The following is a 21,437-nucleotide window of genomic DNA, read 5'->3' on the forward strand; positions in this document are numbered from 1 at the left end:
TCAGTAGTTAATCATTGACACTTAATGCTTCTTAAAACCTGTATCGGTTACTTTTAAAATAACTTTAAACTTTTTTAGCTTTTATTTTTAAAATCTAAAACAAGAACGTTAACTATTGATTTTAAAATATTTTAGTTAAAAAAAAGCCCTCATAAATGAGGGCTTTAAGCATAAAAAATATGTTTTTCTTTATTGCAGTAGAGACAAAGCTATTTGTGGTTGTTGGTTCGCCTGAGCTAACATAGAACTCGCCGCTTGTTGCAATACCGTACTCTTAGCTAATGAAGCACTCTCTGCAGCATAATCCGTATCCATTACACGAGAACGAGATGCTGATAAGTTTTGCGCTGTATTATCGTTACTTCGAATAACAGAACTAAAACGGTTTTGTTTAGCACCAAGCTCTGCACGCACACTGTTTACCGTTTGTAACGCAGTATCAATTTTACCAATCGCTGTAGAAGCTTGAGCTGCAGATGATATTGTTGGTGTACTTAAAATAACAGATGCTGCAAAATCTTGCGATATAGATAAACGTATAGTTTGTCCACCATTAGCACCAATTTGAAAATCTTTACCAGTGTAAGTACCGTCGAGTAGATTTTCACCACCAAAACTCGCTTGATCTGAAATACGCGTAATTTCTGTTGCTAATTCTTGGAACTCAGCGTCCAATGCTGTTCTATCTGCATTGGTATTTGAACCGTTAGCTGATTGAATAGACAAAGTACGCATTCGCTGTAAAGCATTAGTAAATTCATCTAATGCCCCCTCAGCTGTTTGAGCTAAAGAAATACCATCATTTGCGTTTCGAGTGGCTTGATTTAAACCATTTATTTGTGCGGTTAAACGAGCTGAAATTTGTAAACCTGCCGCATCATCTTTTGCACTATTGATTCGTTTACCTGAAGATAAACGCTCAAAGTTAGTTGATAATTCGTTTGTTGCAGTACCTAAACTTCGTTGCGAGTTTAAAGACGCGATATTACTATTTACGACTAATGCCATTGCTATCATCTCCTAAGTAGGTGGTGGTTCTATTTGCTGATAACAACATTTACTTGGAACCACTATAATATAAATTTTGACGCTAACTGTTTAATACACTTTTAATGCCAACGTTTTAAAAAATTAAATATAATTAAATAAATTTAGATTTTTAACTTGTACAAACGTTTGCTGTGCAGCTTGTAAAGCAACTTTTGATTGTTCAAAGTTTGCTATTGCTTTAGCAAAGTCTAAATCTTCAATATTGGACTGACTTTTTGATATAGTTAACTCTTTATCTTTATGATTTTCACTTTGCGTTTCAATAAGTTGAACTCTAATCCCCGCATCAGTCTGACGTGTAGTCATATGATTAAGGCTACGATCTAATTGAGTTAAAATTTCGTTATAATCAACCTGATGTTGGGTAACATTAGCTGTGCCAGTTCCTACATTCATCCAATCAACAGCAGATTTTATTGTGTCAAAAATACTAATATTCTGAGTCGCTTCTAAAACAAGTTCGTCACCGGGCAAAGGATTGCCGTCTAACTGCACTTCAACTCCATTAAAGGCAACAATTTGCCCTGGTGTATATGGCGCAGTTGGATACACAACATTAGTATTGGCGTCAGTAACCGTTAAATCAGATGGCGCAGTAAAAACAAAACGATAACCTGGTGGATGAGCTACAGAATCATAAACAGCAGAGTCGTTAATTAATGCACTGTTCACTGAAACCCCAGAAGTATTTGCGATATAATTAGGTTTAAAGTCACCAATCGCATTAGCAACTTTTTCAAATGCTTCATCACCGGGTTGATTGGTATCAACCATTACATTTTTTGCAATTTGAAGTTGTCTAACACCATTATCCCCTAGATAATTAACTGAATTATCGGGTTGTAGTGCAAAGGGTTGCTTGTCTATTTGATAACCGGCAAAAATATAACCACCCGTTTCGTCTTTTGTATTGGCTATATCTAACATTTGAGACTGGCTATTACTTGCTAGCTCAGCTAAAGATTTTAAGTCATCATCATCTAACGTACCGTTGTTCGCTTGAATAAAAATACGTTTTAATTCTTGCATTAGGGTTTGAGCATTATCAAACGAAGTGTCTTGTAAACTATTTCTGTTTTTAGCTTGAGTTATATTGCGCTGATATTTTTCAATATTCATCAGCTCATCTTTATAACCAGCCAAAGTACCGAACGCTACAGCATCATCTTTCGCTGTAATAATACGTTTACCCGTTGATAAATAATCTGATTGTTGGTTAACTTGAGATTGTAAGCCACCAATTTTTTGGCTATTTTGAAGATAAAATTGGGCAGTTGAAACTCTCATAATTGACTCCTATCTCACAGCCTGAAGCAATGTGTCAAAAATAGTATTTGCAATAGAAATGATTTGAGAAGAAGCTTGATAAGCTTGCTGAAACTTCAACAAATTAGCGGCTTCTTCATCTAAATTAACACCTGAAGTAGATTGATTACGGTTATACGCTTTAGTAAATAAAGCTTGCGCAGTAGTCTCTACTAATTCAGCTGATTTGGCTTTTGAACCAACAGTAGAAGTTGATACACCAAGACTCTGACTAAAGGTTTCTTGTTCTCCATTAATGATGCCTTTTTCTTGGGTTAACCCCATTAAGGTTGCATTATTACCATTACCGACACCAAATGAGTCAGCAATTGAAAACTCTTCTCGCGCTAAAGCACTTGAGCCTGTTGGATTACCTTTTATTTCTAATTGAAATACAGCCGTTGCTGGTGACGGAGGTAAATCCACGAGTACACTGCCGCCAGGCGCATAAGAACCTGAAGCAATATTTGATATTGGAAAAATTGCAGAGTCATATACTCTGTATTCAAGTGCCCCCCCGTTATCATAAACATCAACAGTCAGAGAGGTATTTGTTGTACTCGCATATGTTTGCGCAGCTAGAGGATCATGCATTTGAACAATAGAAACAGAACCACCACCGACATTATTATCAGAAGCAGTCACTTCAATTGGTGTACTTGCTGAGATTCCAGCACCATCGGTTAATTTCACTTCCATTAATGAAGCGCTATTTTCGGTAGGCCTAATAATAAAAGTATCGCCTGCATTTGGCGTTCCAGAATCTTCGATAAACTCAAAACCGTATGCTGCAATCGACGCGCTATGTGAAGCGCCAGCAGCACCTAAATTAACGGTTGAATTATCCGTTAAATTTTTCATGATGAAATTTACGCCATCATATTTAACTTCAAACTCACTTGTAGGTACTTTAGATACATCAGAAATATTAACGCGTGCCTCTAAATTCCCTGTATTTTTTGAGGGAGCTAACACACGTGAACGCTCTAAAATGTTACTGTTAATATCAGTAAAAAAATCTAAACCTTCTTGCTCATTTAAATCTAAACCATCGTGTTGGGCTTCATTTAGTGTTTCAGAAATAACCATTGCAAGACGGTTTATTTCACTTCTGACTTGCGCTAAATGTTGATCTCTAAATTCATATTTTGCGGCAAGAGAACCACCTACTACAGCACCATTTAAGTTTACTGTACTATTAGAGCCGACAATGGTTAATGTGGTTTTATTAGGATCGGGGTCTCCCGCTTGTACACCTACTGATAAAGGCGTTATTCCGGCCACTAAAGTAGCGCCATTACCAATCATTACACTCATAACACCATTATCATCAACAACAGTATTAACACTCGTATATTTACTTAGTTCGTTGACTAAACGGTCACGAGTATCTAAAAGATCATTTGGCTGGCCTGTTCTTGGATTTTGGGCATGTAATACCTGCTCATTAATTTTACTTATTTCTACGGATATTTGAGAGATATGACTGGCTATTTGCCCTATTTCACCATTAGTTGATTTTTCAATTTGATCAAAATTAGCATTTAGGGATTTAAAATCGCTGCTTAATACCTGTGCTTGCGTGATAGCCATACTTCTTAAGCCTAAATCACTTGGGTTATCTGCAATACTATTTATGGTTTGATAAAATTTATCGAGAGAGGAATTTATTGCACCACCAGAAAAGGTCATAATTTCGTTAAGCTGACTTAAATCAACATGTAAGCCGTCAGCATTACTTAAGCTTGTTTGGCTAAGTAATTGTTCTTTATAAGAGAACTGATCATATACACGTCTTACATTTTCTATATAAGTACCACCACCAATATAATTACCTCCATTATATAGCCCTGTTGCAGCATTTTGCTCAGCGCGTTGGCGGTTATACCCCTCAGTATTTACGTTGGCAATATTATTACCCGTAGTAGCAAGTTGCTGCTGAGCAGCTAGTAAACCACTAACCCCTGTATTGTATAAATTCACAGACATGATTGCCTCACAACGATTGCATTAACGATAATAAATAGAAGAAGTAATTAAGGTGAATTACTTACCAATAAGGCCGGTAACTGTTTTTAATGTTCCTAATATTTTATTTGCGTAATTAGGATCGGTGGCGTAACCAGCACTCTGTAACTTATGCAGAAATTGTTCCACATTGGAAGAGTGTTCTAAAGCAGGTTGATATCGTTCGTTGGTAGATAAGAAATTAACATAGTCATTTACGCTTTCTGCAATAGATGAATATACACGAAACGGTTCTCGTTTTTTTACCATTGCACCTTGTTGAAACTCTAACGTTTCAGTTGACGTTTTATCACCTTGCCAGCGAGAATCAGCCTTGATATTAAACAAGTTATTTGAACTTTCGCCTTGATTCGTTTTAATGATTTTTTGTCCCCAACCGGTTTCTAAAGCCGCTTGAGCAATTACTACTTCAAAAGGAATTTTCAGCCTAGCTTCTACTTGTTTAGCTGAATCAGTTATGGCGGTAACAAAGTCTTGAGGGTTTTTAAATTCTGGAAGTAATTGCGTATTTTCATTGATATTTTTAGCGCCATCTTTAGAAAGATACTTAGGAATATTGGCTGTGTTGTTGTCATTTGTTTGACGATCCAACTCGATCGTTTTCGATAGCGGTTCTCTTGTGTTGTGCAAATCAAAAACATTTTTTCCACGAGAGTCTAAATTACCATTACCTCTTAATACGGTATGGGGAGTGAAGTTTTCACTATCTCCTCCTAGCTGCCTAACAATTAATTCAGATAGTCCTAAGGATCCATTGTTTGATAATTCTAACGACATTTGTTGATCATGCATGTCTCGATAGAATTTTGTACTTTCTGAATTGAATGGGCTATCAGACTCTAAAACTTCTTGAGCGCTACGCATACTCTTTAACAGCATTTGCATAAATATGGCTTCAAACTGCTTAGCCGCACTTTGTAATGCCGCTTCTTTTTCTGTTTTGTCTGTAGACTTAGACTGTTGCCTAACAGAGTTTAAGCCGTTTACATCAAGAAAATTTTGCGCATCTGTAAGTCTAGTCATAGCATTATTGATTGTTAATTAAATAACAACCAACTCCCCACGTAGAGCGCCGGCTTGATCTAAAGCTTCAAGAATCGCCATAACATCACCGGGCCCAGCACCCACTTCGTTAATAGCGCGTACTAAAGTATTTAAAGTCACTCCCGGTTGGAATACAAACATACGGTTATCACTTTCATTCACATTGACTGTCGATTGCGTTGTTACTGCTGTATCACCTTCAGCAAAAGCATTAGGTTGTGAAACATCTTGTACTTCATTAATCGTAACTGTGATACCGCCGTGAGTGATTGCAGCAGGTAATAAACGAACATCTGAGCCGATAACAATTGTGCCGGTTCTTGAGTTAACAATAATTTTTGCTGATGATCTATCAGGCTCAAACTCTAGGTTTTCAAGAGTAGATAAAAAGCTTACACGATCCGCTATATCTCGCGGTGCAGTTACCGTAACTGAAGTTGCATCAATCGCTCTGGCAGAACCAGCAATCAAATCATTAATTGTGTCAGATAAACGTTTAGCTGTTGTAAAATCAGAATGGTGTAAATTAAACGTTATATGGTCACCCGTAGAAAAAGGAGAAATAACCTCTCGTTCAACCATGGCTCCGTTAGCAATACGACCAACGGTAGGAGTATTAACAACAATTTTTGACCCATCTAAGCCTTCAGCGCCTAAGCCACCAACGACTAAACTTCCTTGAGCAACAGCATAGGCATTACCATCTACTCCCATTAAAATAGTTTGCAATAAAGTACCGCCTCGTAAACTCTGTGCTGATCCCATAGAAGAAACCGTTACATCTATTTTTTGGCCAGGTTTAGCAAATGCTTCAAGCTCTGCATGAACGGCAACAGCGGCAACGTTTTTAATTTTAGGCTTTAAGTTTGCCGGCATAGTGATACCGAAATTACTTAACATGGTTTTAAAACTTTGTTCAGTAAATGGACTTTGTTCACCTGTTCCTGGTAAACCCACAACTAATCCATAACCTAAAAGTTGATTAGACCTTACACCTGCTACATCAGCTAAATCTTTTATACGTTGAGCATTTACTGAATGAGTAAATAAACACACAAAAACAAGACTGAATTTACACAACTGCTTAATTAACTGCTTCATAGTAATACCTTATTTATTGATGATTTTATAAAGCTAAGCTTTATAAAGGCCACCATGAGCTACCGAAAAATTTAGACAACCAGCCTTGTTCTTGTGCGTCAGCAAAAGCTCCTGTACCTGCATATTGAATACGAGCATTCGCCACTTTACTTGACATAATGGTGTTGCCAGAACTGATATCTTGAGCGCGAATAATGCCGGTCAATCGCACGTATTCGTCACCATTGTTTAAAGACATCCATTTTTCACCACGTATCATGAGGTTACCGTTAGGTAAAACACGTAAGACATGAACCGAAATATTGCCCGTTAGACTATTACTTTGATCTGACTTAGAGTCACCTTTAAACGCTGAATTTTGATTAAAACCTAACTCTAACGAATCACCTTTAAAGGTGATGGGTGAACCACCTAATCCAATAACAGATCCTAATAGTGAACTATTGTCTTTTTTAAGCTCTGTTTTTGCATTTTTCTGTGCTTGTGTATTTTCGCTTAACACCACTGAAATAATATCGCCTACACGATGTGCTTTAGAATCTGAATAAATATTATTTACATAGTTTTCTTTAAATAATGACCCTGTTGGTACGATAGGTTCTTCTTCCATTTCAGGCATTATTGGAGCAAAGTCAGGATCATTGGGTAATATTTTGGCGTTTTCAATACTTGCACAACCTGACAATTGAATAAGTAAAACACTTAGTAATATTAAATATTTCATGACTCCTCTCCTCTTTTTTGTATAAACAGAAATCGTTTTAAATAGATCAACAACTTATAATTGTTGATTGATGTAACTCAGCATTTGATCAACAGCTGAAATAACTTTCGAATTCATTTCATAAACACGCTGGCTTTCAATTAAGTTAACTAACTCTTCAGTCGTATTTACATTTGACGTCTCTAAAGCGCCTTGAACAATCATGCCGTAACCTTCTAATCCAGGAACACCTTGTTGAGGAGCACCACTAACAGCCGTTTCTGAATATAAATTTTGTCCAATAGGCTCTAACCCTGTTGGGTTAATGAAATTGACGGTATTAATTTGACCAATAACCGCTGGTTCAGCTTGCCCTTGCAGTTTTACTGAAACTTCACCGTCTTGAGATACGGTAATAGATAAAGCATCAGGTGGAATAGTAATTTGCGGTTGCATTAAATAGCCAGCACCTGGCGTAACAACATTACCTTCATCATCCATTGTAAACTGCCCGTTACGTGTGTATCCCGAACTGCCATCAGGCATCAGTATTTCAAAGAAACCTTCGCCCTGAATCATCAAATCTAATGAATTATCGGTTGTTAACATATCTCCTTGCGTATGTATTTTTTGGGTTGCTACCACTTTAGTACCCGCACCTAACATTAATCCTGACGGCATTTCTGTATCTTGTGCTGATTTACCACCAGGTTGATTAATTGTTTGGTACAACAAATCTTCAAAAACGGCTCGACTCTTTTTAAAGCCAACCGTACTTGCGTTAGCTAAGTTATTAGATATAACGGCAATTTCTTTGTTTTGTGCGTCTAAGCCGGTTTTACTGATCCATAATGCTGCGTTCATATATCACCTCAAAATTCATTTAAAAAGCACGTAGTAAAGCAGCTGCACTTGAGTCTACTTCTTCAGCGGTTTTCATTAATTTCAATTGCATTTCAAACTGTCTTTGTAATGCGATCATTTCTGTCATTTCCCCTACAGGGTTTACATTGCTTGATTCAAGCATGCCACTCATGACTTTAACGTTGACATCAGCGTCTTCAATGTTGTTATCTTTTCTTCTAAATAAGCCATCGTTACCTTTTTCAAGTGCGCGCACATTGGGGTTAACAAATTTAATGCGACCGACCTCTTCCTGCGTAGTTACAGGAGCGCCTTCAGGCTGAACCATTATGGTTCCGTCACGACTTATTTGAATGTTATTTACAGGCAAAGGTAAAAAAATGGGTCCTGCATCACCAATAACTAATTCGCCATCTGTGGTTTCTAATGCACCGGTTTCAGTTAAGCGTAAATGCCCATCTCTGGTGTATGCTTCTGATCCATCTTTAGATTGAACCGCTATCCAGCCGGGACCTTCAATGGCAATATCAAGCGATCTGCCTGTAGATGACAAAGCCCCACTGTCAAAGTTTTGGCTAGCCACTTCAGTCATAGAAAATACCCGCGTAGGTAGTCCTTCTCCAAAAGCCTGCATTGATCTAGCTTGTGCCAAATCAGCTCTAAACCCCGTGGTTTTTGCATTCGCCAGGTTATTAGCATTAACCGCTAAGGCCTGCATATTTTGCTTCGCTCCACTCATAGCGATATAAAGCATTTTATCCATAACGAATCTCTATCAAATTAATCTAAGATTAGAAATGCAATATAGGTGCCATAAAAAAGTAAAAGCGGGTAAAAGAATTTAATGGGAAGTAGGTCTACGGCTGTAAACCTACTGTTTTGTAATCAAGTTAATCAGCTTGGTTTGATGATATCTTATTGAATAATAAAATAAGATTTAAACGAATAAAATGTTTTAATTTATTAAACCATGGACCCATTACCAGCTGATATAAAGCAGGAATAACAAACATAGTTAAGCTTGATGAAAATAATAATCCCCAAACAATGGATGTTGCAACAGGCGACCAAATAAGTGAGTGCCCACCTAAACCTGATGCTAATGAAAATAATCCAGCAACCGTTGTAAGTGTTGTAATTAATATAGGTAACATACGTCGTCTAGCAGCATAAAAGGTAGAGTGTGTTAATGTCATTCCTTTTTTACGGTTTTCATTGGCGGTTGAAATTAACACAATAGATGAGTTAACCGCGATCCCTGCTAACGCAACAATACCGTACATAGTAAATAAGCTTAGTGGATCTCTAGAAACGAGTAAGCCAAGAATAACACCAACAAATGCTAATGGTACTGTTAATAAGATCATCAATGGTTGAAAGTAACTTTGAAACTGCGTACTTAATATTAAATACATTAAACCAATACCAAAGAGAAACAGTACTCCCATCGAGTCAATACTTTCTTGAATATCATCGAGCTCTCCCGAAAAGTCTAAAGAGGTGTTAGGAAAATCAGTTGCGATGGTAGCCCAATGGTCTTTAATTAAGTCATTCGCCTTTACTGTATCGATGACACTTTTATCAATATCCGATTCTAATGTTATGGCACGTTTGAAGTTGTAATGTCTTAAATTACCTTTTACTTGAACTGTTTCAATATGCACTAAATCTCTTAATTCAATATTAGTGCCCGATGGAGTAGGCACTGTTAACTGCAACAAAGCATCTATGTTTTCAAACTGATTAATTTCAGCTGCTACCGACTTAACACGTAAGGCTATTCTGTCGCCATCTCTTTGGATATAACTCACAATTTCACCATCAATCAACATTTTAATTGAGCGTTGAACATCGCTGGGTGATACACCAAAACGATTAATAGCATCGTTATTTAAAGTAAGTTGTAAACCAAAGCGTCCTTTAGAGTCATCATCTGTTATATCTTTATAACGTTTATCGCTTTTAATAAAACGAGTGAGTGCATCGGTTGCTAAACGCAATTCTTGATAATTATCACCTCTGACTTTCACACTAACAGGTTTACTCGTGGGAGGACCCCCCGCTAACTTTAAAAAAGAAACATTGGTAGGTCCCACAACACCTGACAAAGCTTTACGTGTATCTTCAATGAGCGTTTCAACACTTCGCATATCACCTTGCTTCGGTTTTAAAGAAACTAAAATCTGCCCTAATTGATCACCAAATAAAGGGGCTGTTTCTGTGAACATTTGACCGGCGTAACTGACAACTGAACGTGTTTCATCTTCTGTAAGCTCTTGCTTTACTAAAACCTCAACGTCTCGCACTTTTTTCATCGTGTCTTGCAATGAACTGGTTGGGGGCATTTCTACGTTAATATAAAATAAACGAATAGTATCTGCGGCAAAAAAGTCGGTTCTAACAAAGCCAGCGGCTACTGCAGCCACGGCCATAGCTAAAAGCAGTAACATGCCTGATAAAGTTTTTTTAGGATTACGCATCACTTTGATTAATCCAAAACCATATTTAACTTTAAGTCGACGCAAGATTTTTTGACGAAAGTAGTCCATTTTACTGGGCTTATCAAAATTAACTTTGGCAGCAATAATATGCCCAGGTAACATCCAGTAAGCTTCTACTAAGCTAAAAGCTAATGCGACAGTTACAACCAGAGGAATAACCATCATAAACTTACCTAAAATACCGGGTAAGAGCATTAACGGTAGAAAAGCAGCCATAGTCGTTAACACTGAAGCCGTAACAGGTTTAATAACTTCTTGTAACCCTCCCCAAGCAGCATCTATTCCTTTTACGCCTTGACGTAATTTGTAATAAATAGATTCTACCACCACAACGGCATCATCAACCAACATGCCTAATGCAATAACAATAGCTAAAAGTACTGAAGTGTTAAGGGTTTGATCTAACGCCTGAAGAACAATAAAAGTACCCGCGAGCGTAAACGGAATACCTATAGTTACTAATATACTGACGCGACTTCCTAAAAAAAACCACGTAACAATTAATACAAACAATAAACCATACACGGCATTGGTTTGCATAATGTTAAGGGCATTTTTAGTGATAAGCGTTTGATCATCTACCAATGTAAATGTAACACCTAGCTCTTTACTCACAAGGTTTCTGTCTTTTATAAATTGATCTACACGTTCAACCAAGGCCAAAGTATTTGCACTATCTTGTTTCATAACAGCAAATAAAACCGCAGGACGACCTTGAAAACTTACAATGCGATCTGCTTTAGCTCGTGCCCGAACAACTTGAGCAATGTCTTTTAGCCGTAACTCTGTTGCTACGCCGTTAGATGTTAATATAGGAAGTTGCGCTAAAACTTCAGGATCAGTTGTTGTTCCTTGAATTCTAACTAACCATTGATCCTTAGCAATACGTGCAGTACCCGCTGAAATATCAGTAAAAAATGTTCTAATTGAGTTTGCAACGGTTACCGGTGAAATACCTAATTGTTGAATTTTATCGCTATCAAAACGTACCTGAATTTCAGGTTCTCGCAAGCCTGTATCTTGCACGCGGTCAACGCCTGAAATACGGGCTAAATCTTTTTCTAAAGCACGAGCTTGTCGCCTTAAGTTTTCATCATCAGCTAAAGCAGAAACGACAACGGTTGCCGTAGGAAAAGCGTTGGCGGAGGTAACTTCAAATATAGTAGGTCGTTCAGCCTCTTCAGGCATTTGATCTTCTACGTTATTTATTTCACGTCGTAAATCAGCTACTCGTTTATCAAACTTACGTTCATCCATGTCATGAAAGCGAACTAAAATGCTTGAAATTGCTTCACGACTGGTGCTTGATACAAATTTGATGTCTTGAACTTTTTCAACAGACTCTTCAATAATATCAGTAATTTTTTGTTCGACATCTCGAGCAGATGCACCAGGTAAAAAAGTGGTTATTTGTACCCAATTAAAATTAATAGAAGGGTCTTGTTCTCTGGGTAATTGTTGATAAACAACAAGACCCATAAAAAATATAAGCACAAAAACCAAGTTAGTCAGCACATGATTTTGAATTAGGCTACGTAACCACATTAAGACTGATCTCCACCTAAACCATTTTTAGACGTTTTATTAGCGACTGCTTTTTCTATATTATCGCCATCATTTAAGCCATGACGCCCGTCAGTAATAATTTGAGTACTATCAGGCAAGTAATAAGGAATAGGTCTACCTTCTTCAGCCGTTTCAACAACAACAAATTTAGCTTTATTGTTGTCTATAACAAAATAGCCATTATGCCCTTCTCGCCTTTGTAATAAGTGGGCAGGTAAATAAGGGATTGGGCTTTTCCAACGTAATCGCCCTGTGCTTCCTGCTATTGCTTGTTTATCAATAAATAAAAATCGAGCTTCACGGCTCCGGGTATTATGTTCAATAACAGGTAATGAAGAACGTAACGTAACATTATAAGAATGGTCGGCAATATCGAGTGAATAAACTTTCGCTTGATAAAAACTTGGCTCGTCGCTTGTGGCTATTTTTGCAGAAACTTCTAAACGATTATCTTCAATTAATTCAACGACAGGTTTACCAAAATCAATCATTTCGCCTAAGTTAGCTATACGCATAGTAACAACACCATCATATGGCGCTTTTATATTGCAACGTTCAACATTTAATAAAGCACTATCTACTGTAGCCTTTTGCGTTTGTATAAGCGCCCTGCTGTTTTCAACGGCATTGTTTAAACGATCGAGTTCCGCTTCACCAATATTTTTTTGCTTTAAAAGGCTTCGCCCTCTAACCAATTCGCGCTTATTAAATAGTAGCAATGAGTAGAGCTGTTCGTATTTTGCGGATTGGGCTTTGTGAGTTAATAAATTTATATCACAATCTAAAGTCGCTAATATTTCCCCTTTAACCACTTTATCACCTACGTTAACCATAAGTTTAGTTACAACACCTGAGGTTTGAGCGGGAATTAAACTTTGATTAAGTGCAATAACACGCGCTGGTGAACTACGTGTTGGATACATAAGTAGAGAAGTTGCTTCTTCAGCAGAAACTAAAGTTGAGGCGTAACTAATGCGAATGCTAATAAAAAAAATCAGCAGTAATAGTGTAGAAACAAGCTTCATGAGATTCCCTATACTCTATTTTTATTAAAGGTATTTTTATAACATAATCTTACACGGCATAAGCTATGGGTCAATCAAATACCCGTATCAATATGTATAAAAAATGTAAGAGATAAAAGATAAAAAATTAGCGTGTATTAAAAAATAATCTTAATATTTTCATTTAACTATGGCGACCCCAGCAGGAGTCGAACCTGCGACCTATCCCTTAGGAGGGGATTGCTCTATCCAGCTGAGCTATGGGGTCCAATAGGAGTATTGTGGAACAAGACGAACTAATAAATATTATTAGTTTTAATATCTTACCGCAATATCATTTATTTGAATATTACCTAATAAGTTATTGTCTTGTGTTACAGCTCTGGCGCTTTCTTTAGAGGTGCTAATAACTTTCACTTTATAAGGACTGACGTTAAAACCTGAATAGTTTTTACCAGAGTCGCTGATAAAGTTATTTGCATGAAGCAATGAAAACTCATCACCTACCTTTACTCCTTGATTTTCACCTAAATTAAATAAGACGGTATCACCTTCTACTTTTACTATTTTTCCTCGAGTTGGCTGGCACATCATATTTTCATCAATGTCTGAGATCATCATATCCAGGGTATGATCAATACTATTTCCATATTCACTTAACCAAAAAGTATTACTGGTTACATCTATCTTTTCTCGTTTATCAAAAGTCCATGGTGCTGTATTTTGATATTGTTTATCGAGTACTAGTTCACCATTACTGCCATTATAGATATATAAGTTTATTTTAAAGTGACGATCCAAATGATCTTTTTGCCAAAACTTTAACTCGCTGTTTGTACGTTGGGTAAGAGACAAATCAGGAAATTCGATAAACATAATAAACTGTGTGTCTGTATGATCGGATAACGACATAGCGAGATTTTTAATTTTTTCATACTGCATGCTTTCATTATAACGAGAAAAACCTGACTTACTTTTGATAGCTAACTTACTATCTAAATAATAACCTTCTTTATTTATTTTAGCTGACAGTTTACGTATAACTTCAGTATCTAAAGCATAAATTTTTCCAACATTCGCTTGTTCACGATTTAAAATATTACCTCGCGTTAATAATACAGATTTACGGTAATCAGCTGAAAAACATTGTTTTTCTTGAGGAAAAATATCAGCTCTAATTTTTACGGTCAGTAAATCACCTTTATACGTTTCTTCTATTAATTCGAATGAATTAACAGTACCAGAAGCACGAACACTAATTTGATCTTGAGTTAGTACGCCGTTAATCACCTGCTGAACACTAGAAACAGAAGCTCCAGCAACAAGCAAGGCGCGTTTAAGGGCATTTTCCATTGCAGTTGTGCGAGCACTTTCGTGATTTCCATCCGCAATATAAGCTTGTCCTTGGGTTTCATACCATTGTGTAAAAGCCGAAAAGCTAGTTAACGCAAAACTTAACAGTATTAACAATTTTTTCATATGAAATTCCAATGTATTAGTAAGTTGTTCTATAGTTTAAGTTAACTATGCACATTTTATGCCTACAAAATAATTTACGCTTGGCTTTATTTAACTCATTATTGGAGATTTGTATCTTCAATAGTTATATATTGGCTTGAATTATGCTTTAGTTTTAAACAGAAGTAATGAACAACTGAGGGATGCTCAATGAAAAAGTGGCTTATTCCATTACTGTTACCGACTTTGTTGTCGTGTACAAGCACTAAAGATGAAAATTTTTATAGATCGACTCATGTAGATCAAAGCGAAATTAACAGTTTCGATTTACCTAAACACGCTATTAACGATGTGGTAAAAGGCTTGGCTTATCAAATGCTAGAAAGTAGCTCTTTTGTTAACCCTAAAACGCCAATAGCTGTCGCCTCGTTTGTCGACTTAAAAGATTTAGAGTCAACAAATTGGTTGGGAAATCAATTATCTGAAAACTTTATACATGAACTTCAAAGACATGGAATGGTGGTGATTGATTTTAAAACCACAGGACATATTCGTGTAACAAAAGATGGTGATTACGCATTTACTCGTGACTGGAAAGAACTACCTGAACGCCAGATTATTGACTATGTAGTTACGGGCACTATGATGGAAAAAGACGGCGGTGTCATGGTAAATGCTCGTATGATAGGTATGCAGTCTAGGGTTGTTGTTGCTAGCGCACAATCATTCATTCCTGCTTGGGTGTTAGGTGAAACATTAAATAATAATGAAGTAGTTAATATCAAAGACGGACTCATTATTCGCGACAGTGCAATGCTAGAGAAAGATAATAGAGCTGTTGAAATTCAACAATAATGGTAGATGATAATGAATAAATCTTACGTAACGTTATTTCTTAGCGCGATACTATTCTGTTTAAACGGATGTTCGATGGTTTATGACAAACATGTGCAATGGGAAACACCTAAGCCTGAGAGTTTTCCGGTGCTACATGCGATTGGACAAGCCCCAATTAGCTTACAAAAATCTACACATAAAACACAACAAATGCTAATGGCAATAAATGCCTCTAAACTTGCCGCTTATGCGGAATTAGCTGAGCAGGTTTACGGCCAACAAATTGATGGCAAAACAAGTATGTCTAATTTACTGATTAACAATCAACAATTAGATGCATCAATTAAGGGGATTATTCGCGGCGCTAAAGTAGTTAAAAGCTACCCGGTTGGTGATAGTTACACCACAGAACTCAGTCTAGATTTTAAAGATGTTTATGAATTATATATTGCTTCTACAAACGGTAAAAAAATTAAAAACGTTCAATATTATTAGTGGCTGTTGATGCTGGTATATATTTGCAATAACGAGAGGGTTTGTTTGTAGGTATGGTGATTGATATGCATAAAATGACTATGTCAGTACAAACGCTTACTTTACCTGCCTCGATGCAGATACTTAGATTTTGTTTAGAACATAAAGCCTAATTAAAGCGCTTTTAACCTGAGCAGAACTCATACTCGGAAGCCACCCTAGATTTTACAAACAAAAAACTGCTTAATTGCAGTTTTTTTTGGGGCTCTAAATAGGTAATAGACAATTATTCAATTAAGCTTTTATCCCCAAACGATTTAAACCACCACTCGTTTTACCCTTACTATCATAAGTCAGTGTTGATTTTGTATTATTCTCTAATAGAGTGTTTCGCATACGCTCGATGGAAATTTGGGATTTTTGCACGACGGCACCATTAACTTGATTTAAATCTTTACAGCTCAATAAGATATTTTCTATGGCGTGAAGCTCGTCAGCATACAGCCCATTTTTTTTATCTTCTATGAATTGTGTATTACTTGCGAGTAATTTATCTGTTTCATCTATTTTAATAAGGAGTTCATTTTTAAGCTTATTCACATCAGTTAATTTAGATGGATTATGATGTTGTAAAACTTCATATTCATCTTTTAATAAATGCTCTAACTCACATAGTTGAGTATTCTGTTGATTGAGTATTGCTAAAATATTTGCCGTATCAGACACAATTTCATCCCTATAATAATTCATTCATATTGATCTATAGAAGATTGCATTGTACCTAAAGGATAAATACTCAATCGTTAATCAATATTAAATTCAAAGTTTGCGATATTTGCTGCAAGTTTTTCAGGATCTATTTTATATTCGCCTGAAGTAATCGCTTTTTTAAGTTGATCTATTTTCTTTTGGTCAACCACTGGAGCATCTGCGACTTTCTTCTGTAACTCCCCCATTTGTTTAGCTTGAGGAGTTAATGATACAGAGTCTTGACGAACAGACTTATTTTGCTCAATATTTGACTGCTGAGCAACTTGTTGCTTAACTTGTGTTTGTTGCTCTACTTTTTGCTTAACCTGACTTGAATTATTCAAGTTATTGATATTTAAGGCCATAATAAATTCCTAATAACAATATGTTATAATCTCAACCTTGCTATCGGCCTAGTATAAATTTTCTTTAGAAGAAATTATAAATTAATCACAACTTTATTAACAGCCTCTACTCTAGCATTGATTATGCGACCTGACTTACTATTTCTAATTTCAACTTGCTCTCCCTGACTCCCATCAGACAAAGCAACTCCTCTGGTTTTGATCATAAAACCATCCGATTTAGCCATAATAACCACAGCTTCACCTTTGCATACCAAACAAATATTACGAGGTGATACGACCGCCCCTTTAGATAATCTACGTTTTAAACGTCCACCCGCAACAAGCTCCACACTATCAACACTTTCTCCTCGAATATTATTAACATTAATAAATTCAATGGCAGTGTTGCTAGCATCGACTACACTTCCTTTAGCTAAAACATTATTTGTCACTAATACTGGAATTTCTTGACTAATACGAACAGGAATAAAAAGCTGCCATGGTGTACTATCTTCACAATAAACTTTAACATTGATGTTTCTACCGTTATGATTTTCAGGTATATTCGCTTTAAGTGTTGATATGCATGGTTTTATATTAATTCTAGGATCTATTGTAGGCACACTAATTTCTACTTTACCATCAGTAGGTGTATCAATATTATTTTTTACAACCGATTTTACAAAATCAACAAGATCAATTTCATCTGTTGTATTTCCATAATTCTCGAACGATATTAATGGAATAATAAAGAGTAAAGTTCTCAATATTTTGGTATACATCATAAATATTGTTTTCTTTTTTTAGTAAATAAAAATACTCGTCTATGCTTATAACAAGGCGAAAAATACAAACTCACTGTCAAAAAATAGACACGGGGTTTAATTAATTATTACTATCAAGAAGTATGCCGAACTAAATAGGCATAATTTTTAATGAGGTTTTTATGGCAAGTATCTTAGATTCAGTTAACCAACGCACTCAACTAGTAGGTCAAAATAGACTTGAATTATTATTATTTAAACTAGTAGGCAGACAACGTTTTGGGATAAATGTGTTTAAGGTAAGAGAAGTACTTCAATGCCCTAAACTCACATCAATGCCTCAACAAGATAAGTTTATTAAAGGCATAGCCCATATCCGTGGTCAAACCATTTCCGTTATAGATTTGAGTAAAGCAACAGGTGGCCCAGCAATTACTCAAACTGAAAACTCTTTTATTATCATTGCAGAATATAACCGTAGTGTTCAAGGATTCTTAGTGTCAAGTGTTGAAAGAATAACAACATTAAGTTGGAAAGATATTATGCCGCCTCCAGAAGGGGCAGGTAAATCAAGCTACTTAACTGCAGTTACAGAAATCGATAATGAAATGGTCTCTATTTTAGATGTAGAAAAAATTCTAAATGAAATAAGCCCTGTTTCAACCGAATTAAGTGAAGGCGTTGCAGATGTTACTATGGGTGAACAAGTAGGTGATAAGTTAGTTATGATTGCTGATGACTCTACTGTAGCTCGAAATCAAGTAAAGCGTGCCCTTGAACCTTTAGGTCTGAACCTTATATTAGCCAAAAATGGTCAAGATGCTTTAGAGCAATTAAAAGCGATTGCTGAAACGTGTGATACAAGTATTACTGAAAAAGTTGCTCTGATGATTTCAGATATTGAAATGCCTGAAATGGATGGCTATACATTAACAGCAGAAGTTAAAGCAGCAGAAAACATGCGTGCATTACCTATTATTTTACATACTTCATTAAGTGGTGTTTTTAATAATGCCATGGTTGAAAAAGTAGGCGCTGACGACTTTATTCCTAAATTCCATCCTGATGAACTAGCAACCGCTGTAAAAAAATGGTTAAAGATTCATGATTAATATGCCGAACATTCACAGCAAGGAAATACCAAGTGACAGATAGGCAACTAGATGAAAAAAGCTATAACGAATTTAGAATGTTTTTGGAACAACAATGTGGAATTGTTTTAGGTGAAAACAAACAGTACTTAGTAAAAAGTCGTTTAGCTCCACTAATGACAACATTTAATATTGATTCATTAGCTGTATTAGTAAAAAAAACCTTAAGCCCAGCAGAGCGACAGCTTAGGGCTGCAGTTATTGATGCTATGACCACAAATGAAACCTTATGGTTTCGTGATGAATACCCCTTTGAACTACTAAAAAGTAAAATATTACCGGAACTTTCTGAGCGTAATTCATCACTCAAAATATGGTCTGCTGCTAGCTCTTCAGGGCAAGAACCCTATTCGATTGCTATGGCAATCCAAGAATTTCAACAATCAAACAGTAAAGCGTTTCCTCTGGGTATACAGATAACCGGAACCGATATATCAACAACCATGTTAGATCATTGTAAATACGGGCATTACGATAGCTTAGCATTATCGCGAGGCCTGTCAGATGAACGTAAAAGAAGGTTTTTTGAAGCCAGCGATAATGGTATGTGGAAAGTAAAAGATTCTGTTAAAAAAATGGTAAATTTCAGGCAACTAAACCTTCTTAATAGCTATAGTTTAATGGGAAGGTTTGATCTTGTTTTTTGTCGTAATGTACTTATTTATTTTTCACCTGAAATAAAAACGAAAATTTTATCTCAAATACATGGCACTCTTAGCCCTAAAAGTTATTTGTTTTTAGGTGCCTCTGAATCGTTATCTGGACTCAGCCAAGATTTTGATATGATACGTTGTAACCCTGGTATTGTTTATCAAAAGCAATAACTCCTTGTAGAACAAGTATATTTTCTAATCACCTATCCTCCCCATAATATTGACACTTTTTGCTTGGCATAATACTTGAATATGTCATTTTAATTACAAAAAAGGTGATGTTATGGCTATTAGTTTTGACAAAGCATTTGGAATACACCCTGAAAGTTTAGCGCTTCGCTCTAAACAAGCCGAAGTTATTGCGGGTAATATTGCTAACGCAGATACTCCTGGTTATAAAGCTAAAGGGATGGACTTTCAAAAAATGCTCTCCCAAGCGGCTCAAAAACAACAAGCGGGTATGACTCGTACTCACGAAAAACACTTCGACGTTAGAATAGAAACCAATAATGGTCTTGAATTTCGCATTCCAAATCAACCAGATACAGGTGATGGCAATACTGTTGATGTACAAGTGGAACGAAACTTGTATTTAGATAACTCAATGCATTATCAAGCCAGCTTACAATTCCTTAACGGAAAAATTAAAGGCTTGAGAAAAGCAATAACTGGAGGGCAATAATAATGAGCCTATTTAATGTCTTTAACATAAGTGCCACGGGCATGAGCGCGCAATCAGTTCGCTTAAACACTACGGCAAGTAACATTGCTAACGCCGATAGTGTAAGTAGCAGTATTGACGAAACGTATAGAGCAAGACATCCAGTTTTTGCCGCAGAGATGCAAAAAGCTGCCGCAGGTCAAGAAAATTCTGTTGGAGTTCAAGTATTAGGTGTAGTTGAAAGTAACAAACCTTTAACTGTTGAATACTCTCCAGATCACCCTATGGCTGATCAAGACGGTTATATATATAAGCCTAATGTCAACGTAATAGAAGAAATGACCAATATGATTTCAGCGTCGCGTTCATATCAAACCAATGTGCAATTAGCTGAGTCAGCTAAAAACATGTTGAATAAAACGTTGTTGCTAGGTCAACGCTAAGGATATTAAGATGATTGAAAGTACTCAAACTGATCCAAGAGCCATAGACAGACAACGTATTGAAAAAGAAGGCTATAAAGTTGCCAAAGAAGGTAGTAATACCTCTATGCTGACTCAGGAAGACTTTTTTTCATTACTTACGGCTGAACTAGCGCACCAAGATCCAACTAAGCCAACTGAAAATAGTGAAATGATTTCTCAGATGACTGCATTTTCAACAACCGATGGTGTATCTGAACTCAATGATCAATTTACGGCATTTGCCAGTTCAATGTCATCAAATCAGGCACTACAAGCATCATCACTTGTTGGGCGAAGTGTTCTAGTTGATGACAATACCTTTGGTATGAACGAAGGTGATACCGTTAACGGTAAAATTAAAACAGATGATGATGCCAGTAACGTTAATATTTATGTAGAAAATACTAAAGGCGAAATCATTCAAAAAGTTCCTGTAGGTAATATGGCTGAAGGTGAAGCAAGTTTTACCTGGAATGGCCTTGATAGTGATGGTGATCCAGCACCAACAGGTGCTTATCGATTTAGAGTAGCAGGTTTAGTCGATGGCCAAGCATCAGAACTTCAATCAATGACCTATCGTAAAGTTGATAGCGTAACGCTAGCTGGTTCTGGTGGAAATATAGTTTTAAATCTTAATGGTGGTAGTTCAATGGCATTGAAAGATGTTGTAGAAGTATCTGAAGGCTAACCCAACAAATTTTTATAAGGTGGA

Annotated in this window: 21 protein-coding genes and 1 tRNA gene; 7 read left to right on the forward strand and 15 right to left on the reverse strand. The window is 36.4% G+C overall.

What is annotated here, in order from left to right; all coding sequences use genetic code 11:
• Positions 1-189 precede the first annotated feature (189 nt).
• The 12 genes from B0X80_RS14455 to B0X80_RS14510 form a co-directional block, all read right to left on the reverse strand.
• Positions 190-1,008 (reverse strand): flagellin N-terminal helical domain-containing protein, encoded by an 819-nt coding sequence (locus B0X80_RS14455; protein WP_077341418.1) that lies wholly within the window; start codon positions 1,006-1,008, stop codon positions 190-192.
• 123 nt (positions 1,009-1,131) lie between these two features.
• Positions 1,132-2,337, reverse strand: a complete 1,206-nt coding sequence (flgL, locus tag B0X80_RS14460) for a flagellar hook-associated protein FlgL (protein ID WP_077341420.1) — start codon at positions 2,335-2,337, stop codon at positions 1,132-1,134.
• Between the two features lie 9 nt (positions 2,338-2,346).
• Complete coding sequence (gene flgK, locus B0X80_RS14465) at positions 2,347-4,344, reverse strand: flagellar hook-associated protein FlgK (protein ID WP_077341422.1); 1,998 nt, start codon at positions 4,342-4,344, stop codon at positions 2,347-2,349.
• A 57-nt stretch (positions 4,345-4,401) separates the two neighbouring features.
• Positions 4,402-5,406 carry a flagellar assembly peptidoglycan hydrolase FlgJ gene (flgJ, locus tag B0X80_RS14470; RefSeq protein WP_077341424.1) on the reverse strand — a complete coding sequence of 335 codons (1,005 nt, stop codon included), beginning with the start codon at positions 5,404-5,406 and terminating at the stop codon, positions 4,402-4,404.
• An 18-nt stretch (positions 5,407-5,424) separates the two neighbouring features.
• Positions 5,425-6,507 (reverse strand): flagellar basal body P-ring protein FlgI, encoded by a 1,083-nt coding sequence (locus B0X80_RS14475; RefSeq protein ID WP_425439716.1) that lies wholly within the window; start codon positions 6,505-6,507, stop codon positions 5,425-5,427.
• Between the two features lie 61 nt (positions 6,508-6,568).
• The gene (gene flgH, locus B0X80_RS14480) at positions 6,569-7,252 is read right to left on the reverse strand and encodes a flagellar basal body L-ring protein FlgH (protein ID WP_077341428.1); all 684 of its coding nucleotides are present in this window, start codon (positions 7,250-7,252) and stop codon (positions 6,569-6,571) included.
• A gap of 54 nt (positions 7,253-7,306) precedes the next feature.
• Positions 7,307-8,095: a flagellar basal-body rod protein FlgG gene (flgG, locus tag B0X80_RS14485; RefSeq protein WP_077341430.1), complete on the reverse strand. Its 789-nt coding sequence runs from the start codon at positions 8,093-8,095 to the stop codon at positions 7,307-7,309.
• A 19-nt stretch (positions 8,096-8,114) separates the two neighbouring features.
• The gene (gene flgF / locus B0X80_RS14490) at positions 8,115-8,858 is read right to left on the reverse strand and encodes a flagellar basal-body rod protein FlgF (protein WP_076419610.1); all 744 of its coding nucleotides are present in this window, start codon (positions 8,856-8,858) and stop codon (positions 8,115-8,117) included.
• 127 nt (positions 8,859-8,985) lie between these two features.
• Positions 8,986-12,141, reverse strand: coding sequence for an efflux RND transporter permease subunit (locus B0X80_RS14495; protein WP_077341432.1), 3,156 nt, complete (start codon positions 12,139-12,141; stop codon positions 8,986-8,988).
• Entirely contained in the window at positions 12,141-13,187 is a 1,047-nt protein-coding gene (locus tag B0X80_RS14500) for an efflux RND transporter periplasmic adaptor subunit (RefSeq protein ID WP_077341434.1), read from the reverse strand. Before B0X80_RS14500 ends, B0X80_RS14495 begins: the two co-directional genes overlap by 1 nt.
• A gap of 170 nt (positions 13,188-13,357) precedes the next feature.
• A tRNA-Arg gene (locus B0X80_RS14505) sits at positions 13,358-13,434 on the reverse strand.
• A gap of 47 nt (positions 13,435-13,481) precedes the next feature.
• Entirely contained in the window at positions 13,482-14,645 is a 1,164-nt protein-coding gene (locus tag B0X80_RS14510; protein ID WP_077341436.1) for a flagella assembly protein FlgT, read from the reverse strand.
• A gap of 189 nt (positions 14,646-14,834) precedes the next feature.
• On the opposite strand from B0X80_RS14510, the gene B0X80_RS14515 reads away from it, so the two are divergent.
• Complete coding sequence (locus B0X80_RS14515) at positions 14,835-15,479, forward strand: FlgO family outer membrane protein (protein WP_077341438.1); 645 nt, start codon at positions 14,835-14,837, stop codon at positions 15,477-15,479.
• 12 nt (positions 15,480-15,491) lie between these two features.
• Complete coding sequence (locus B0X80_RS14520) at positions 15,492-15,956, forward strand: LPP20 family lipoprotein (protein ID WP_077341440.1); 465 nt, start codon at positions 15,492-15,494, stop codon at positions 15,954-15,956.
• Positions 15,957-16,229: 273 nt separating this feature from the next.
• Here B0X80_RS14520 and flgN read toward each other — a convergent pair whose 3' ends face one another.
• From flgN to flgA, 3 genes are all read right to left on the reverse strand, one after another.
• A complete protein-coding gene (gene flgN, locus B0X80_RS14525; RefSeq protein ID WP_175623952.1) occupies positions 16,230-16,661 on the reverse strand; it encodes a flagellar export chaperone FlgN in 432 nt (143 codons plus the stop codon).
• A 77-nt stretch (positions 16,662-16,738) separates the two neighbouring features.
• The gene (gene flgM, locus B0X80_RS14530) at positions 16,739-17,050 is read right to left on the reverse strand and encodes a flagellar biosynthesis anti-sigma factor FlgM (protein ID WP_077341444.1); all 312 of its coding nucleotides are present in this window, start codon (positions 17,048-17,050) and stop codon (positions 16,739-16,741) included.
• A 74-nt stretch (positions 17,051-17,124) separates the two neighbouring features.
• Positions 17,125-17,817 carry a flagellar basal body P-ring formation chaperone FlgA gene (gene flgA / locus B0X80_RS14535; protein ID WP_077341446.1) on the reverse strand — a complete coding sequence of 231 codons (693 nt, stop codon included), beginning with the start codon at positions 17,815-17,817 and terminating at the stop codon, positions 17,125-17,127.
• Positions 17,818-17,978: 161 nt separating this feature from the next.
• Here flgA and B0X80_RS14540 point away from each other — a divergent pair, with 161 nt between their 5' ends.
• The 5 genes from B0X80_RS14540 (at position 17,979) to B0X80_RS14560 (ending at position 21,413) form a co-directional block, all read left to right on the forward strand.
• A complete protein-coding gene (locus tag B0X80_RS14540; RefSeq protein WP_077341448.1) occupies positions 17,979-18,908 on the forward strand; it encodes a chemotaxis protein in 930 nt (309 codons plus the stop codon).
• Positions 18,909-18,940: 32 nt separating this feature from the next.
• Positions 18,941-19,771, forward strand: coding sequence for a CheR family methyltransferase (locus tag B0X80_RS14545; protein WP_077341450.1), 831 nt, complete (start codon positions 18,941-18,943; stop codon positions 19,769-19,771).
• Positions 19,772-19,883: 112 nt separating this feature from the next.
• Positions 19,884-20,282, forward strand: a complete 399-nt coding sequence (flgB, locus tag B0X80_RS14550; RefSeq protein ID WP_076419599.1) for a flagellar basal body rod protein FlgB — start codon at positions 19,884-19,886, stop codon at positions 20,280-20,282.
• A gap of 2 nt (positions 20,283-20,284) precedes the next feature.
• Positions 20,285-20,704 (forward strand): flagellar basal body rod protein FlgC, encoded by a 420-nt coding sequence (gene flgC / locus B0X80_RS14555; RefSeq protein ID WP_077341452.1) that lies wholly within the window; start codon positions 20,285-20,287, stop codon positions 20,702-20,704.
• A 10-nt stretch (positions 20,705-20,714) separates the two neighbouring features.
• Positions 20,715-21,413: a flagellar hook assembly protein FlgD gene (locus tag B0X80_RS14560; protein WP_077341453.1), complete on the forward strand. Its 699-nt coding sequence runs from the start codon at positions 20,715-20,717 to the stop codon at positions 21,411-21,413.
• Positions 21,414-21,437: the final 24 nt, after the last annotated feature.

It is taken from the genome of Pseudocolwellia agarivorans (assembly GCF_002000085.1).
GTDB lineage: Bacteria > Pseudomonadota > Gammaproteobacteria > Enterobacterales > Alteromonadaceae > Pseudocolwellia > Pseudocolwellia agarivorans.

Coding starts and splice junctions, on each gene's coding strand:
- flgM (WP_077341444.1), bottom strand. CDS start 17,050: ATGGCCTTAAATATCAATAACTTGAATAATTCAAGTCAGGTTAAGCAA.
- flgF (WP_076419610.1), bottom strand. CDS start 8,858: ATGGATAAAATGCTTTATATCGCTATGAGTGGAGCGAAGCAAAATATG.
- flgC (WP_077341452.1), top strand. CDS start 20,285: ATGAGCCTATTTAATGTCTTTAACATAAGTGCCACGGGCATGAGCGCG.
- B0X80_RS14500 (WP_077341434.1), bottom strand. CDS start 13,187: ATGAAGCTTGTTTCTACACTATTACTGCTGATTTTTTTTATTAGCATT.
- B0X80_RS14455 (WP_077341418.1), bottom strand. CDS start 1,008: ATGGCATTAGTCGTAAATAGTAATATCGCGTCTTTAAACTCGCAACGA.
- flgA (WP_077341446.1), bottom strand. CDS start 17,817: ATGATGTATACCAAAATATTGAGAACTTTACTCTTTATTATTCCATTA.
- flgG (WP_077341430.1), bottom strand. CDS start 8,095: ATGAACGCAGCATTATGGATCAGTAAAACCGGCTTAGACGCACAAAAC.
- B0X80_RS14520 (WP_077341440.1), top strand. CDS start 15,492: ATGAATAAATCTTACGTAACGTTATTTCTTAGCGCGATACTATTCTGT.
- B0X80_RS14540 (WP_077341448.1), top strand. CDS start 17,979: ATGGCAAGTATCTTAGATTCAGTTAACCAACGCACTCAACTAGTAGGT.
- flgJ (WP_077341424.1), bottom strand. CDS start 5,406: ATGACTAGACTTACAGATGCGCAAAATTTTCTTGATGTAAACGGCTTA.
- flgH (WP_077341428.1), bottom strand. CDS start 7,252: ATGAAATATTTAATATTACTAAGTGTTTTACTTATTCAATTGTCAGGT.
- B0X80_RS14560 (WP_077341453.1), top strand. CDS start 20,715: ATGATTGAAAGTACTCAAACTGATCCAAGAGCCATAGACAGACAACGT.
- flgK (WP_077341422.1), bottom strand. CDS start 4,344: ATGTCTGTGAATTTATACAATACAGGGGTTAGTGGTTTACTAGCTGCT.
- flgL (WP_077341420.1), bottom strand. CDS start 2,337: ATGAGAGTTTCAACTGCCCAATTTTATCTTCAAAATAGCCAAAAAATT.
- B0X80_RS14495 (WP_077341432.1), bottom strand. CDS start 12,141: ATGTGGTTACGTAGCCTAATTCAAAATCATGTGCTGACTAACTTGGTT.
- B0X80_RS14510 (WP_077341436.1), bottom strand. CDS start 14,645: ATGAAAAAATTGTTAATACTGTTAAGTTTTGCGTTAACTAGCTTTTCG.
- flgB (WP_076419599.1), top strand. CDS start 19,884: ATGGCTATTAGTTTTGACAAAGCATTTGGAATACACCCTGAAAGTTTA.
- B0X80_RS14515 (WP_077341438.1), top strand. CDS start 14,835: ATGAAAAAGTGGCTTATTCCATTACTGTTACCGACTTTGTTGTCGTGT.